Origin of the sequence: Niallia oryzisoli, from assembly GCF_043641075.1 — a bacterium.
Taxonomy (GTDB): Bacteria; Bacillota; Bacilli; order Bacillales; family Cytobacillaceae; genus Bacillus_BD; species Bacillus_BD oryzisoli_A.
The window spans coordinates 185,883-201,986 of record NZ_JBHZRC010000008.1 but is presented as its reverse complement, the minus strand read 5'-3'; the positions used below and the strand labels follow the sequence as shown (position 1 = coordinate 201,986).

Annotated in this window: 16 protein-coding genes; 5 read left to right on the top strand and 11 right to left on the bottom strand. The window is 41.0% G+C overall.

Going from position 1 to position 16,104, the window contains the following annotated elements; genetic code table 11:
* Positions 1–193 precede the first annotated feature (193 nt).
* The 8 genes from ACHUFV_RS20095 to ACHUFV_RS20060 form a co-directional block, all read right to left on the bottom strand.
* Entirely contained in the window at positions 194–1,432 is a 1,239-nt protein-coding gene (locus tag ACHUFV_RS20095; RefSeq protein WP_394237236.1) for an MFS transporter, read from the bottom strand.
* A gap of 150 nt (positions 1,433–1,582) precedes the next feature.
* The gene (locus tag ACHUFV_RS20090) at positions 1,583–2,461 is read right to left on the bottom strand and encodes an alpha/beta fold hydrolase (RefSeq protein WP_394237234.1); all 879 of its coding nucleotides are present in this window, start codon (positions 2,459–2,461) and stop codon (positions 1,583–1,585) included.
* 283 nt (positions 2,462–2,744) lie between these two features.
* Positions 2,745–3,821, bottom strand: a complete 1,077-nt coding sequence (locus tag ACHUFV_RS20085) for a zinc-dependent alcohol dehydrogenase (RefSeq protein WP_394237232.1) — start codon at positions 3,819–3,821, stop codon at positions 2,745–2,747.
* A 24-nt stretch (positions 3,822–3,845) separates the two neighbouring features.
* Positions 3,846–4,046 carry a hypothetical protein gene (locus ACHUFV_RS20080; RefSeq protein ID WP_394237230.1) on the bottom strand — a complete coding sequence of 67 codons (201 nt, stop codon included), beginning with the start codon at positions 4,044–4,046 and terminating at the stop codon, positions 3,846–3,848.
* 9 nt (positions 4,047–4,055) lie between these two features.
* Positions 4,056–4,955, bottom strand: a complete 900-nt coding sequence (locus ACHUFV_RS20075; protein ID WP_394237228.1) for a VOC family protein — start codon at positions 4,953–4,955, stop codon at positions 4,056–4,058.
* The gene (locus tag ACHUFV_RS20070) at positions 4,952–6,286 is read right to left on the bottom strand and encodes an aromatic ring-hydroxylating oxygenase subunit alpha (RefSeq protein ID WP_394237227.1); all 1,335 of its coding nucleotides are present in this window, start codon (positions 6,284–6,286) and stop codon (positions 4,952–4,954) included. Before ACHUFV_RS20070 ends, ACHUFV_RS20075 begins: the two co-directional genes overlap by 4 nt.
* A gap of 35 nt (positions 6,287–6,321) precedes the next feature.
* On the bottom strand, positions 6,322–6,807 hold the full coding sequence (locus tag ACHUFV_RS20065; RefSeq protein WP_394237225.1) for an aromatic-ring-hydroxylating dioxygenase subunit beta: 486 nt from the start codon (positions 6,805–6,807) through the stop codon (positions 6,322–6,324).
* A gap of 456 nt (positions 6,808–7,263) precedes the next feature.
* Positions 7,264–7,458, bottom strand: a complete 195-nt coding sequence (locus ACHUFV_RS20060) for a hypothetical protein (RefSeq protein WP_394237224.1) — start codon at positions 7,456–7,458, stop codon at positions 7,264–7,266.
* A 246-nt stretch (positions 7,459–7,704) separates the two neighbouring features.
* Between ACHUFV_RS20060 and ACHUFV_RS20055 the strand changes: the two genes are divergently transcribed.
* A complete protein-coding gene (locus tag ACHUFV_RS20055; protein WP_394237222.1) occupies positions 7,705–8,196 on the top strand; it encodes a DUF6803 family protein in 492 nt (163 codons plus the stop codon).
* Between the two features lie 58 nt (positions 8,197–8,254).
* Here the strand turns inward: ACHUFV_RS20055 and ACHUFV_RS20050 are convergent, their stop codons facing one another.
* On the bottom strand, positions 8,255–8,737 hold the full coding sequence (locus ACHUFV_RS20050) for a rhodanese-like domain-containing protein (protein ID WP_394237220.1): 483 nt from the start codon (positions 8,735–8,737) through the stop codon (positions 8,255–8,257).
* A 71-nt stretch (positions 8,738–8,808) separates the two neighbouring features.
* Positions 8,809–9,984 carry an IS200/IS605 family element RNA-guided endonuclease TnpB gene (gene tnpB / locus ACHUFV_RS20045; protein ID WP_394237218.1) on the bottom strand — a complete coding sequence of 392 codons (1,176 nt, stop codon included), beginning with the start codon at positions 9,982–9,984 and terminating at the stop codon, positions 8,809–8,811.
* Between the two features lie 783 nt (positions 9,985–10,767).
* Here tnpB and ACHUFV_RS20040 point away from each other — a divergent pair.
* The 4 genes from ACHUFV_RS20040 to ppnP all read left to right on the top strand — a co-directional run bounded on the left by ACHUFV_RS20040 (position 10,768) and on the right by ppnP (position 15,425).
* Positions 10,768–11,544: a glycyl-radical enzyme activating protein gene (locus ACHUFV_RS20040; RefSeq protein WP_394237216.1), complete on the top strand. Its 777-nt coding sequence runs from the start codon at positions 10,768–10,770 to the stop codon at positions 11,542–11,544.
* Positions 11,545–11,727: 183 nt separating this feature from the next.
* Positions 11,728–14,136 (top strand): trans-4-hydroxy-L-proline dehydratase, encoded by a 2,409-nt coding sequence (gene hypD, locus ACHUFV_RS20035; RefSeq protein ID WP_394237214.1) that lies wholly within the window; start codon positions 11,728–11,730, stop codon positions 14,134–14,136.
* 152 nt (positions 14,137–14,288) lie between these two features.
* Positions 14,289–15,089: a pyrroline-5-carboxylate reductase gene (gene proC, locus ACHUFV_RS20030; RefSeq protein ID WP_394237212.1), complete on the top strand. Its 801-nt coding sequence runs from the start codon at positions 14,289–14,291 to the stop codon at positions 15,087–15,089.
* A 15-nt stretch (positions 15,090–15,104) separates the two neighbouring features.
* Positions 15,105–15,425 carry a pyrimidine/purine nucleoside phosphorylase gene (gene ppnP / locus ACHUFV_RS20025; RefSeq protein ID WP_394237210.1) on the top strand — a complete coding sequence of 107 codons (321 nt, stop codon included), beginning with the start codon at positions 15,105–15,107 and terminating at the stop codon, positions 15,423–15,425.
* 189 nt (positions 15,426–15,614) lie between these two features.
* Here ppnP and ACHUFV_RS20020 read toward each other — a convergent pair whose 3' ends face one another.
* Positions 15,615–16,103, bottom strand: a complete 489-nt coding sequence (locus ACHUFV_RS20020) for a glycosyl-4,4'-diaponeurosporenoate acyltransferase CrtO family protein (RefSeq protein ID WP_394237208.1) — start codon at positions 16,101–16,103, stop codon at positions 15,615–15,617.
* Between the last annotated feature and the right edge of the window lies 1 nt (position 16,104).

The following is a 16,104-nucleotide window of genomic DNA, read 5'->3' as shown; positions in this document are numbered from 1 at the left end:
CCAAATCACATATGATTTGGTCAGCTACTTAACATACTATTTGGTATGTTTCTCCACCGAAATGGAGCTATAGGATGTCTCATTTTCCATTATCATAAGGACTGCAATCAAGAAGCTGTCACACTTTTTGCAAGAACTATTCACTGATACATTCCCAACAGGATTTGCTTAAATCTAACTCGTAGAATAAATTCTATATCGCTTTTTTCAGATGATCTCCGTCACTTGTCTCTTTATATGTCTTTGATTTTCCAGAACCTAAAAATAACATAATAATCGCTCCGACAAATGGACCTGCAGCTAATGTAATAAATACCAAAAGATAGCTTCCAGTTTGATCGATAACCATTCCCATAATTAAAGGGGAAGCTAATGCACCTAACTGCCAGATACCGTTTACCAGGCCTAATGCCCCTCCAACGAGTCGAGGCTCTACCGTCTCTCCAATAATGGTCGTCATAATGGGACTATACATAAAGGAAGCTGTCCCTAATATGATGGTTAGGATCAAAAGATAAGTAAAGTTTGTAATCGTATTCATTCCGAACCATACTAATACAGGTGCGAAAAGAAAAAGCGCCCAAAAGGCAATTACTTTTTTATTCATATAATCCGAAATAAAACCAATCAGTGGCTTCACAATCAATCCAGCCATCCCATAGAAAGCCATGATGCTCCCTGCTTGAACAAGGGTAAGTCCCAACGAATTATTTAAATAGGAATTTGCCCAGGTAGCTGTCCCAATCGCAGCCCATGTACCGCCAAAACCAGCTAGACCAACGATGATGATTTTCTTATTTTTCAGGATGGTTAGCGTATCCTGCCAGAAGTTAGTTGTTTCCTTAACAGACTTTCTTTCAACGTAATTTGAACTTTCCTTCATAAAAAAGAAGCTTAAAATAAATCCAAGGATAGGAAAGCAGCCAACAGCTAAAAAGGCAGTTCTCCACCCAAAATGATCCGCTACAGTTGGAACAATAATATTAGCAAAGGTAATTCCAAGAGATGTTGCTGTCATTAAGAAACCAATCGCAAGGCCACGGCGCTGAGCCGGGATGTGATCGATGATAGATGTCGTAGCAGCTGAGAAAATGGCACCTGAGCCAAGTCCTGCAAGAACTCTTACGATCAGCCCCATTTCAAAGCTCTTGACAAAATACATCGCTATGGTAAATATAGCAACGATACCAATAGAACCTAATAAAACTTTTCTATATCCAATCCGATCTGTTAAAAGTCCCCCTGGAAATTGAGTGAGGACATAGCCTACGTAAAAGGCAGTCATATAAAGACCAGCTTGAGCAGCAGTAATTCCCATTTCCGCAGATGCTAACGGAATGACAGGTGCCCATGCCATGCGGTCTGTAATAGAAATGACATACGTTGCCCATGCAAGCAATACCACAATGGTTGGCTTTAGCCACTTTTTCATATGTTTTTCTCCTCACATGCTGTATTACGCCTATCGGTTTCTCCCGAATAAGCTATGAAGGTAACTCGGTAATATGAGGGCTGGGGAAAAGCCGGTATGATACCAGCTTTCTCCACTAATATTTACAATATTATCTACCCAATGCTTTTCTTACTGATTGACAGTATTCAAGCCTTTAGCAAATTGAATTTGAATTTCATTAAATTCCTCCGGCTTTTCCCATTGCGGCCAGTGACCTGCATCTTTAACAATCAGCAGCTGACTATTAGGGATAAGTGTTTTAAGATATTCGGCATCCTCAATGGTTGCTGTAGGGTCATGATCTGACATTAAGATCAGTGTTGGAGCCGTAATCTTTTCTGTCCATTCCGGCACCCATGTAAAGTGTTGTCTGACTTCCCAATCCTGTAAAACGACAATATTATGAATCGCTTCTTTGAATTCAGGCTGTGTATAAATAGTATAGCGTGATTCTACTAATTCCTTCGTAACAAAGTTCGTATCATAGAATAAAAACTCAAGTCTCGTACGAACGGTTTCGTTGTTCGCTTCTAATACGGCTTTTAATGTAGAGTCTTTTAACTTTTTCATTACGTCACGGTTGCCTGTAATATTCCCGGGAGTATTCAGCAAAAGGGATTTCACATACTCAGGATGCTTGGAAGCAAACCAAGCAGACATCCAGCCACCCAGCGATTCACCGGATAAATGTGCTTGTTCGATTTGAAGTGCTTTTAATACCGCTAATAAATGATTGCTGTATTCATTCAATGTATAAGGATAGTCAGGCTTACCCGTATACCCGTGACCAAGCATATCTAGCACAATCACGCGAAAATGCTTGCTTAACTCTTTTATATTTCTTGCATAGGCTTCAATATGTCCGCCAATCCCATGCAGCATAATAAGAGGCTCCCCTTCGCCCGCTTCGACAATACGTGTGCTTACGCCATCGGCATCCACAAAATATTGTTTAAAGGCAATTCCAGATAATTCATTCCAAATGCTTACATCATAATTTTTCGTCATACTGACTCCTTCTTTCTCTATAGATTGAATGACTCTTGTATTTAGCTTCCGTTCTTTTAATTTATAATTGTTTCTTTCAAAAAATTAGATTCTGTTAAACAAAGCTGTTGATTTCCATTCCAGGCACTACGCTTTCCGCGGGCGACCGCCGAGCCTCCTCGACACTCCGTGTCTGCGGGGTCTCAACTGTCTCGCTTCTCCCGCAGGAGTCTTCGTGCCTTCCATTCCAATCAACAAAGTAATAAAATCAACATTGTTCTTTAACAGACTAAAGATTAAAGAATTAAAGAATTAGTGAAACATGAATGGGAGGAACTCCTGTTTTGATTTCACCGGCAAAAACCTTCATCGCATAATCGGTTTCTTGTAAGGAAAACTCGTGTGTCGATAATAATTCCAATGGAAGTGTATTTGATTCGATTAGACGTAGGGCAGGCTCAACTGCACGGAAATCACGGCCATACACACCTGTTACGGTTAGTTCTTTTCTAAAAATCGTATCACTATTAAAGTCCGGAACCGGTCTATTTTTTGCACCTGCAAGCACGATGGTGCCCCCGATTCTAGCTAGTTCAAGTGATAGGTTGATAGCTATGGTTGCACCTGTCGTAATGTCCATGACCACATCGGCCATTTTCCCGCCTGTAATTTTCGAAACGGCTTCAATTGGATCCTCTTCTTCTACATTGATTGTGTGATGTGCGCCTAATTCCCTTGCCACTTCTAATCTCTTTTGATCCTGACTCATTCCTGTGACAATGATACAGGCTGCGCCCAATTGTTTGGCAGCAATGACACAGCCTAATCCGTGCTGGCCTGGACCTTGAATGACAATGGTACCTCCGAGTGTTAATTTCCCAATATCCTGTACCCATCTGATTCCGTTAGAAATAGGGATAAACATCGGTGCAATTTCTTTTTTTACATGATCAGCGATTTTGTACACCTGCGTATTAGGGTGCAGATACATATATTCGCTGAATCCTCCCCAGAGGGAAGGCTCTACAGAAATCGGCACTTGTCCGTAACGTCCTCCATTTTTGCAGAGCTGATACTTTTGCATTTTGCAAACATCACAATACCCACATGGCATCGGTTCTTCAATGACGACACGGTCGCCTTCCTTTACGCCCCATTTTCTTGCAGCTTCTTTTCCAATCTTTTCAATCCTTCCAACACATTCATGGCCTAATATCATGGGCGTTTTGATATTTTTATAGATATAGCTGTCAGCACCGCAAATCCCAACTGCCTCTACCTTCAATAAAGCATCATCAAGAGAAATCTCCGGCTTCGTAAATCCCTGGATGACGGTTGTATTTGGAGCTATTGCAACAGCTGCTAAGCAAGAATTATTCATCTGTTCATCCCCCTCTTATTTCACCTAATAGGGTAAATATTTTTCTAAATCACTCAAGTCCATCCGCGTTAAACATTCGACCTGCAGGGGATCTAGATAGACAACACTTTCTCGGATTGCATCTGCAATACATAATCGCGGGCCATTGGCACTATATTCTACATATACTTGAACGGTTGCAAATTCATTTTGAAGCGTGAGCTTTTCACTAGTCTGTTTCTTCATGTCATCACCCTATTTAGAGGATATTTTTTCCTTCTGAACTTCTGGAGCCTTCCATACATCAATGAATTCAGCCAGTTTTTCTCCCTCAAAGTCATAGCAAACAACTTCCCAGTTTTCATCATCGAGAATTTTCTTATGATTCCAGCCTATTTCGATTAACCCTTTACCCATACCTGGTATAGGCATGTAGACATGTACCGTTTGACAATTGCCATGCTTGGATGGACCTTCTACAGGAATGTTCAATTTCTTTGCCTTCATTAAGGTTTTCATTACATCGTCAAAGGTTCTGACCTCAAACATAAAGTGTCTAAACCGTCTCCCAGGCTCCTCACTTGTTACCATCGCAAGGTTATGATGATTCTGGCTGCATCTTGTGAAAGCAATTCGCTTATTAAATAAGTCAGACACATTAAATTCAAGCACTTCTTCATAAAACTGTAGATTTGCTTTGAACTCTGCTGCCGTCACGGATAGCGTTACATGCAATAAATCCAGAATATCTAATGAACCGATTGACTGGCAGTTTGGTCTCGTTACGTATGGTGCATAGCATACCTCTGCAGTATTTCCCGATGGATCGATAAAGGAGATGAATTCCCTTACCTTTCTTTCTTCACATTCCGCCTCTGTCCCAACATGATACGAAACACCAGCTTCGTCTAATACCTTTTGTGTTTTCAAAAAATCTCGTTTATTTAAAACCTGCCAGCCAGCTGCTCTTAAGCCGGGCTCGTCATTTTGGTAAATCGTAATTCGATGATGGTATTTATCTACAGCAACATAGATTTGCCCATTTTCACCTTCTGTTGTTTCCCAATCAAATAAATCTTCAAAGAATCGGGCAGTCTCTTGTGGATTTTTGGAGTTAAGGTGTACATAAGCTAACTTTTTTATCGTGCTACTCATGCATGAACCTCCTTCTTACTAGCATCCTTTTCTTCCGCTAATTGCTCTTTCCAATGTCTAAACATGGCGCGAAGAAACGTATCATCACTAATGTTTCCGGCGACCTCGAAGTTTGATAATTCGGAAATTTCTAGTTCTGAAGCATCCGTTACCTCTCGATCATAACCTCTTGATAGATTATTCCATGGGGCTTTTTCAGATTGATAGCCAACTGTACATGACTCAAATGCTGCAATATCATCCGGAGTTCCATGTCCTGCTGGTCCTAAAAATTCATATGCCGCTAGCTGTCTTGATGTATATTCATCAGGCTGCCCCTTTGGATAATACGCACGGCCATATACCTCTGTCCGGTCCACAGATACTGGACGAATCTGGCGAATTTGCAGGGCTGGTCCTTCCATAATTAAGAGATTTGGGAAAATCAATAGATGCATAGAGATTTTTTGTGTCCATTTTGCCATTAATGGGCCCACTTTTTCTTCCCATTCCGGTGTACGGAAGTCACTTTGAAATAACTCCCCTTCTAAATATCCGGCCTTTAGGAAGTCGCGATAGTGAACTGTTAAGCCATGACCTCCACCCAAGTATAACTGGTGGTCAACGACTCTTTCCTTAAACTGAAGTGAGGCATTTTCACGTTTTACTCCTCTTTTTGCCACAATATCAAAGTAGCTCTTATGAACAAATAATGGATGATAATAATCAAGTGCATTCTCTAGCTGTAACTTCCAGTTTCCTACGTTTCCATATTTCGTCACACCATTCGCCACTTCAATTCCATCTGCATATCGGTCAATCACCACATCTAAAAACGGCTTCGCATTTCCTAAGTGCTCTTCTAAAGTGGGTACATTTTCTTCTAGACTTGCAAAAACAAACCCGCGGTAAGATTCAACTTTGGCAACCTTTGTCAGTCCGTGTTTGCTTTTATCAAAATTGGATGGGTATGCCTGTTGATCCGCTACACCAATACAATCTCCATTATTTCTAAATGTCCAGCCATGGTAAAAGCATCGAAAACTTTTGGAGTTTCCTTGATGTTCTCGGCAAACTGTTGCGCCGCGATGCGGACAACGATTAATGAAGCCTTGAATCTGCCCGTCTGCAGACCTTGTAATAATAACGGGTTCCTTGCCGATTTGGGCTAAGAAGTAATCATTCTCTTGTTTAATCTGATCTTCATGACAAACATATACCCATGACTTTTCAAAAAATAATTCTATTTCTTTCTCGTATAGCTCTTGGTCTGTATAAACCTTCCCGTTTACTTTAAACTCTCTATCCTCTGGATTATCGATTATGAATTGCTCTAGTTTTTCTTTTAGCATATTGGTGATAACCTCCTCATTCAGTTTCTTTTTAGTTAGATAATCATTAAATGGCCGCGGTTGATATTATCATTAATCACGATGACTTCTTTATGAGAAATTTTGAATTCACCGTTTTCTCTTACAACGCGATGCTCCATTTTCCCGCCAAAAAATTGCTGAACCCCTTCATTGTATTGAAGTCTAAAATCATGGAGGAACCAATTACTTTTTACGATGAATTCGGTTTCATTTAAAGGTTCAATTAATATATTGGTAATATATCGAGTTGTTCTAGGAGAAGGTATCATAACATGTGCATCACCTGAATTTAACCGTTGAACATACTCATTAATATTATTTTTATTCCAGTAAATTAAAGAAAGCTCATTCGTTGGATTGCTGATTGTTTTTGACTCAGTCATCCAGCTTGGAATCCAATAGGTGGAGTCCTCAGTAAACAGCTCTCCCCATTCCTCATACTTACCTTCGTCCATTAAATTTGCTTCATGATAGATAAAGTTTTCAACTTCTCTTAACATGTATGTTTTCCCTCCTCATGAATAAATGTCATATGAGCTTTGTTATGTGCGTGAATTTTCAGTTTGTTAGAATATTGTTTCTTTTCTATATTTCATAGATTACCATATACATGTATCGTATAAAATACGCATGTAACGTTATACGATACACGTTAATAACTTTTTCATATTGTTTATATATTTAATTAGCAAACGAACAGCTTTATTGGACAAATCAAAGAAACAACCAGCAAATAAAAAAGGTTAAACTCACATGAGTTCAACCTTTTTTATTCGTATATAACTGCAAGAGGGTGATCCTCATTGCTCCCTTAGATGCACGGGGGTGGTTCTCTTGCCTACATAGATGCATGAGGGTGGTTCTCCATGCTTTATTAGATGCATGGGGACGGTTCTCTTGCTTCCATTCCCGGGATCCGGAAGGAATAGAAGCAGCAGAACCGTCCCTCTGCTTCCTTAAACGCCCATTTTTCTACGGGTGTTGCTCGTTTTCTTCGTTTGCTGACTTTTCATTTTTTTAGTTGAAAGGTCCATTTGTGTTTTTCCTTTACCAGTTTGAGCTTGGTTCTTTTTGTTTGCAAGCTGCTGCTTCATCGCTTCTTGCAGGCTGATCTTCTTTTTCGGCTCTTCGACTTGATTATTTTCTGTCACAGGGAATTCCTCCTTAGCATTTGACGTCATTCTAGTATAATCGATTTTCACTTAATTATCATTCTCCGTTGGGATTGAATCTTGTTCATTTGTTAGAAATCAGCGACCTACAAACGAAAAGGAAGCAGGAGAACCGTCCCTCTGCTTCCTGATGGTCACGAATCCTTCATGATTTCTGAACAGTTTCTGCATATTTGACTGCTATGATTCATTTACAAATTGAACTGTAAGGAGAAACTGATTTTCATGACTATGACGCATTATATGGAATTGCTGGCAACAAACCAACCCTGGAATTTGATTTTGTTTATGGCCATTCCGGTTATTCTAGCTGAAACGATTGCCATTTCCGAATTAGCCATCCTATTTACCCGGAACCTGAACGGATCATTACGATCCATTAATAAAGTAGCTTCTATAATAGTAGGCCTGTATTTCACTGGTGTTTTTATTTATCTCCTTATTAACGCCGTAGTTCCTATCACGACTGCTGGTGAATGGCGCGGCATAACCGATATATTAGCTGTTGGACTCTATCTATCTGGTATTGTTCCACTGCTTGGGATGGCCTTATTGGATATGAATCTTATTTGGAAAAATAAATCAGCAGAGCAAAAGCTCAAAATTCATGCCACTTTCGTCGGAATTTTCCTTGTTGTCTCACATGTGGCGATGATTCTGGGAATGCTCGATCCTACTTTCGGAGCGCCGACTACCAATGACATGATGAACATGTAGCATGATAATAAGGTGTTATATAATGGTTCATGCCACTGTATAACACCTTTTTTAATTATCATTCTATTAACTCGTCATAGGGCCATTTACTCTGACCATTTTCCAATATGAATAATCTCGTTGCAGCTATTCCTTTTGATTTTAAATAATCTATCGTTCTAGTAGCACCGCTGCCTCCTCCTGGACAAACGACAACAATTGGCTGTCTACCGGCTAATTCAGGAAGTATGTTGTCTAGTTTTACTTTATCTTCGGTTGTTTTTACAGGGTAAGCATGTGTCGGCAGTGCGCCTTTTATATGACCAGCCTTCCACTGCTCTTCTATTTGAATATCAAGTAGTATGAGATCTTCCTTATTTTCAATAGCTGCCCGAGTTTTCTCTGCTGTATAGTATTGATAGGATACCTCTGCTTTTGAACCTTTTTTCATAGAAAAACCCATCAAGACAATCACAACCAATAGTCCTCCTATTATCAGTAAAAGCATATCGACATCTCCTTTACTTGTATCAACGTGATGTATTTGTCTTGAACTACTCACCGCCTAACACTCTTACGAGTTGTTTGAGGCGGGAGATTCCTAAGAACACCGGTGTATCCACCAGTTATGGATTAGGCTATCCCCGCAGTCCCTGCGGTTAGAAGTCTTATTACTTCATTTTTAAGATTTAATCCAGCGTTTATATCTCTTTGGTGGTGGGCACTGCAAATAGGACAATCCCATTCACGCAATGCGAGATTTTTAACATCTTTGTTTTGATAGCCACAGAAAGAACAAAGTTGACTGGAAGGGAAATTTCTCGCAACAGTCACAAACTGTCTTCCATACCATTTTGCTTTATACTTAATCATGGTTTTGAATTGTGACCATGAAACTTCACTGATTGCTTTCGCAAGATGATGATTCTTAAGCATATTCGATACTGACAAATCTTCCATCCCAATCGTGTCGTGGTTTTTGACAATCTCGGTGGAAATTTTGTGTAAGTAATCATTTCTTGCGTTCGACATTTTTTCATAGAGACGGGCCACTTTTATTTTTGCTTTATACCAGTTCGAACCGCCAATTGTTCTTCTACTCAAGGTTCTTTGTGCTCGTGCTAATTTTTTTTCTAATGCACGATAGAATTTTGGATTCGAGTAAGTCGTTCCATCTGAAAGAGTAGCAAAGTCCTTTAAACCTACATCTACACCAATAGCCGATTGTGTTTTTGGTAGTTTTGATACTTCTGCTTCTGTTCCTATAGAGATGAAGTATTTTCCTGATGGATTACGTCTAATCGTAGCATTTAAAATTCTGCCTTCTACCACACGGCTTTTCGCAAAACGAACTAAGCCAAGTTTAGGAAGTTTTATATAATTTTCTATGACAGCAATGTTTCTGTTCGTATGTTTTGTGGTATAGGATTGTACAGGATTCTTTTTGGACTTAAAACGTGGATAGTTGTTTTGTTTTTTGTAGTAACGATCATAAGAATCAGCTAAGTTTTCAACCGATTTTTGCAGGGCAATACTATCGACTTCTTTCAAAAAAGAATACTGCTTTTTTAATTCTCTAACAGACTTAACGGTTTCATATTTGTTGAGACATCTGCCTTTCCAGTTGTTCACTTGAAGCTGACCATTTTGAATCATCTCTTCGACGACATACCAATAGGCGTCTTTGTCTTTTTGCTTTCCTAAAAAGAAGTTAAACACGAATCTTGAACAGCCAATCGTTTTATTGATCAGTTCAATTTGTTTCTTATTTGGATAGATACGAAACTTATAAGCCTTGTTGACTAGCATCGTACTACACCTCTCAAAATCGAACGTTTGTTCCAATTATATCATAGGAGGACCTCTTTGGCTATCGCCAACCAACATTCATCTCCCACCTACTCACTGGGCTGCACCCTTCCCGTTCCTTGAGGTGGGAGTCTTCTGTCGGAAAAGGATAAAAATTGTAACACCTGTAATTTGATTGGGTCTAATTCATTTTCCCTTTGCCAAAATCGAATCCTACAGTATAAATAACGATTTGCGAAAGTGAGATTTATCGTTGAAAAGCACACACAGAGGTTTATATTGGTCACTAATTAATTCCCCTGTCCTTTCTAATCCACATTCGGAAGCAGGAGAACCGTCCCCCTGCTTCAAAGTGATATTTCTATTAAAGTTTACTTACTTATTCACAGAATTTGGAATTATGAATTTGGTAGAATAGAATGTGAAGTATAACACAATTATGCTTATGAATTACCGTAGCCCTATTACCTTCAACTAGAGTATTTCTTACCCATTATAGCTTCTTGGATTTGAATTTGTTTTTATATTGAAAGATGTCATATTTTTTCATGATTACATAGACATTATTTAAATCTATACCTCTTTTATTTTCCATTCTTACCCGTACAAAGAAACTGTTTCACCAGCATTTTATAGATAAGCATTTTGTAAACGTGATAGGAGGACAGAACATTTTAACTAATCAATATCAGTGAATTTTTTTAAATCATTCATCTGCTGCTGTAAAAATAGGCATGATGATCGATTTTCAAACCTTTGCTTACAATGAGGAGGCGAATAATAATGGAAGCACCTGTCATTTTTAACATCCAAAAATTTTCTATCCATGACGGTCCAGGTGTCCGGACAACTGTTTTCTTCAAAGGGTGCCCGCTGCAGTGCAAATGGTGCCACAATCCGGAAGGAATGAAATACGAGATTGAACCGATTCAAACGAAAGATGGAAAGGAGGAAATCGTTGGGAAACACTATACTGTGTTTGAGCTTGTCAAAGAACTGGCAAAGGATCAGATTTTCTACGAGCAATCCGGCGGCGGTGTCACATTATCCGGTGGTGAGGTCATGACACAGGATATGGATTATATCGTAGAGCTTCTTCAAACGTTAAAAAGAAAAGGGATTTCCGTTGTAATCGATACAAGCGGCGTTGCCCCCTTCAAAAACTTTGAACGCGTCCTGCCCTATGTCGATCGATTTTTATATGATTTGAAGTTCATCCATTCAACACTGCACAAGGACTATACAGGTGCGCCGAATGAGCTGGTCTTGGATAATTTAAAAAAATTAAGTAAAGCCGGTGCCGTCATTAGTCTGCGCCTCATCCAAGTGGACGGCGTCAACAATAGTAAACTAGCTGTCAAGCAGACCATCCGCTGGCTGCAGGATAATCATATTCATATAGATGAGGTGAACCTTCTGCCGTATCACGAGTTCGGAAGTGATAAATACGCCCGGCTCGGAAAACCTTGTCAGATATTTAGCAAGCCATCTGACGAAACGCTGGAAAAAACTAAGCTGCAATGGAAAATGCATCATTATACGGTGACCGTTGGCGGGTAATAGTGGCTGAGGGTTTCAACTTGGAAGGAATAGAATCGAAGCTTTTTTAAATGAGAAGCAGCAGAAAATACCCCCTGTTCTTTTAAAATGGAAGCAGTAGAACCGTCCCTCTGCTTCATCTGGTCAAAAACTAATGAATAATCTGCCAAATTGATAGAATACTAATTTCCAGGAGGAGTATCCATGACTACTTTAGCAATGGCACCAGCTAGGAGAGGTTCGACTGAAAGAATTAAGCGTTTGCGTGAGATTAGTGAGCAGGAATGTCAACCAATTTTGTCGATGGAACGAGCGGTGTTGTTAACCGAGGCCTACAAAATGTGGGAGGGCAAATATCCGACACCTGTTTTACGCGGAAAGGTATTCAAATACATTATGGAAAACCGGACGCTCTTTTTAGAGCGCGGCTCGCTGATTGTTGGTGAAAAGGGACATCGCCCATGGGCAGCGCCTACCTTCCCTGAGCTCTGCTGCCACTCGCTGCAGGATTTTGAAAACATGGACAAGCGTGAGAAGGTGTTTTTTAGAGTAAGTGATGAGGACCGGAGAATCCAGGAGGAAGTCATTATTCCTTATTGGCAGGAGCGGGCAATGATGACACGAATGAACCGGCTGCTTCCTGATGAATGGCACAAGCTGTTCAATGCCGGCTTATTTACTGAATTCCTTATGCAGCGCGGTCCGGGTCACACCGTAGCAGATGGAAAAATGTACAAGTATGGGTACCTTGACTTTATTGACCAAATCGAGGCACAAATCGCCCAGCTAGATTATAACAACGACCTCGAGGCTCTTTCTAAACGAGATGAACTGGAGGGCATGAAGCTGGTCTGCGAAGGCATGATTATTTTCGGCGAGCGTTATGCTGCACTCGCAAGGGAGTTGGCCGCAGGCGAAACGGATCCCGAGTGGCGTCAGGAGCTGTTGGAGTTAGCAGAGGTGTGTGATGTCGTACCGGCACATAAACCGGAAACCTTCCGTCAGGCAATTCAGATGTATTGGTTTACGCATATTGGCATTACGGTGGAAATGAATAACTGGGATGCCTATTCACCTGGTAAGCTTGACCAGCATTTAGAGCCTTTTTATGAAAAAGAAATCGCTGCAGGCACGCTGACTCGCGAACAGGCCCGTGAATATCTCGAAAACCTTTGGATTCAATTCAACAACCAGCCGGCACCGCCAAAGGTTGGGATTACGCTGAAGGAATCCGGAACGTACACGGATTTTTGTAATATCAACACAGGGTCCCTCCGCCCTGACGGCACATCCGGCGTCAGTGATGTCAGCTATTTAATTCTCGAAGTGATGGATGAAATGAAGCTATTACAGCCAAGCTCCAATGTCCAAATATCCCGAAAGTCACCGGAGCACTTTTTAAAAGAAGCCGTGAAGATTTCTCGCAAGGGCTGGGGGCAGCCGGCCTTCTATAATTCAGAGGCCCTGATGCAGGAGCTGATTAATATGGGCAAATCGATTGATGATGCCCGGGAAAGCGGCATCGCGAGCGGCTGTGTTGAAACGGGGGTTGCCGGCAAGGAGGCGTTTGTTTTAACAGGATACCTGAACGTACCAAAGGTGATGGAGCTGGTGCTGAACCGCGGCTATGATTCCTATACAGAGCAGCAGGTGGCGTTAGATCTTGGTGACCCAAGTGAGTTTAAGACCTATGAGGAATTTTATGATGCGGTCTACAAGCAGTTAAAATATATCGTCGATGTGAAGGTGGCCGGAAACAATCTCATTGAGAAAATGTATATGGAATACATGCCGGTGCCGCTGCTTTCGGTTATGACCGATGACTGCATTAGATCAGGAAAGGATTACAATGCGGGCGGCGCACGCTATAACTCCAGCTATATACAATGTGTGGGGATTGCAACGATTACGGATTCCTTTGCAGCCATTAAAAAGCAGGTCTTTGAGAATCAAACCATCACCATGGATCAATTATTAAAGGCGATGAAGGATGATTTTGAAGGTCACGATGAGATTTATGACTTGGTGTATAATCGTACACCTAAATACGGAAATGATGATGATTATGCAGACGATATTTTAAAACAGGTGGCTGATTCCCTGCAGTCTGCCATTGCGGGCCGCCGGACTCCAAAGGGCTCGAAGACAATTGTCGAGTTCCTGCCAACCACCTGCCACGTCTACTTTGGACAGGTCATGGAGGCATCGCCGAACGGTCGCCATGCCGGCATTCCATTACCAGATGGAATTTCACCGGAACGGGGCGCAGACCGTAATGGGCCGACAGCCGTGATCAAATCGGCATCTAAATTAGATCAGCTAAAAACGGGAGGGGCCCTCTTGAATCAGAAGTTCACACCTTCTGTTGTCGCAGGAGATCGTGGCTTGTCACATATGGCTTCCTTAATTAGATCGTACTTTGCGATGGACGGTCACCATATCCAGTTTAACGTCATAAGCCGTGAAACATTACTGAAGGCCCAACAGTTTCCGGAGCAATACCCTAACCTGATTGTCCGGGTTGCCGGCTACAGCGATTATTTCCACAACTTAGAAAAAGCGCTGCAGGATGAGATTATCTTCCGTACAGAACAGAGCTTTGGTGATTATTAGAATAAGAATGAAGATTTGCCTTAGTAAAGAAGCTGTCCTTTCGGCGGCTTCTTTCTTGTGAACAGTTTATGTGAAAAATATCTATATTCAGAAGTTAGAAAAGGTTATAGTATTGGTAGGATTATTTTATAAAAAGAAAGACAGGTGCAAACATGAGCAAGACAATTGGATTTGTTGGAGCAGGAAATATGGGAAAGGCCATTATGAATGGAATCATTAAGGCGGAAATTGCGTCAGCACAGGATATCGTTGTCTATGATGTTTATCCGCCATCTCTAGATGCTGTACAAACGGAATTAGGTGTAACCACCACTTCCAGCGAAAAGGAAGTCGTGCAAAAAGCAGATATTATTATTCTAGCAGTAAAACCAAACCATATTGCAGAAGTACTTACGACGGTTAAGGATGAAATTACTGCTGATAAAATCATCGTATCCATCGCAGCGGGCGTGACGCTTGAAAGATTGAGCGCCAATGTGCCGGAAAAAGCAAAGATTGTTCGTGTAATGCCGAATACGCCGGCTTTAGTAGGCGAAGGAATGTCTGCGCTCTCATGTAATTCTTTCGTGACCAAGGTTGAGCAAGCAGAATTATTAGCGATTTTCAATAGTTTTGGGGAAGCCGAAGTGGTTGGGGACTATTTAATGGATGTCGTTACAGGATTAAGCGGCTCCGGTCCGGCATTTGTCTATATGTTTATTGAAGCATTGGCTGACGGTGCTGTAGCGGAAGGAATGTCACGTGCCAGTGCCTATAAGTTTGCTGCTCAAACAGTTTTGGGCTCTGCCAAAGTGGTTCTCGAAACAGGCAAGCATCCAGGCGAACTAAAAGACATGGTCTCCTCTCCAGGCGGAACAACGATTGCCGGTGTAAAAAGCTTAGAAAATGATCGCTTCCGTGCTGCCGTTATGAATGCCGTTGTTGCGGCCACTGAGAAAAGTAGAACATTATAAGGTGAGGAGTCTGACATGACGATTAAATTTGAAAATGCAACTGTAGAGAAAAAAGCAAACGTCTATTTTGACGGCAAGGTTTCTAGCCGCACCGTTTATTTAGCGAACGGAGAAAAAGTAACACTTGGCTTTATGCTTCCTGGTGAGTACGAGTTTGGTACCGCCGATAAAGAAATCATGGAAATCATCGGCGGGTCGATGACAGTAAAGCTGCCTGGAGAAAACGATTGGAAAACAATCGGTGAAGGAGCTTCGTTTGAAGTCCCTGCCAACTCAAAATTCCAAGTCAAAGTCGAACAAATGGCCGATTATTGCTGCTCTTATATAAAAGAATAGGAAGCGGGGGGACGGTTCTATTGCTTCCTTTTTGGAAGCGGAGGGACGGTTCTCCTGCTTCTTTTTCTTCTAAAGTGAGTTAGCCCTTCACTTTCAAAAGGACCCCTTCATATCTTAAACAAACGTTTGATTAAGATATGAAGGGTCCTTTTACTCGTTAATTGAATGAATTAAATCTTCCTGCTCTATTTATTGTAGACCTCTCTTCTCAAACCTTACTTTTAAACGAACCAGCCGGGGTCTGTTATATCTCTGTATTAAACAAAACGGGATTTGAACCACCACATTCAGGATTGAACAAATAATAGCCATTTGAGCATAATCACGTGGATTAGCCAATACACACGCAAACCCCAATACTGCCATACCAATATGGCCGATTTCTGCACGATAGGTCTCAAGAATAAATCGATTCACATAGTCTAAATTTAGTTCCTGTTTCAAATGACTTTTTTCAAAATTCCATACTTTCCCCCATTCAGGCAGCTTATCCTTCCATTTGGGAAGAAAAATCATCTGATAAAAGCGCTTTTCAAATGACCTTTCTTTAAAAAGCCAGTTGATTTTTTCGTATATCGAGCTCGGTAATACCCTGTGGACCAACCAGGCTGTACCAAAGCAGCAGATTAACCAAAAGCTTGTATTAATCACAATCATCCAAAATGTAAACCACGACATT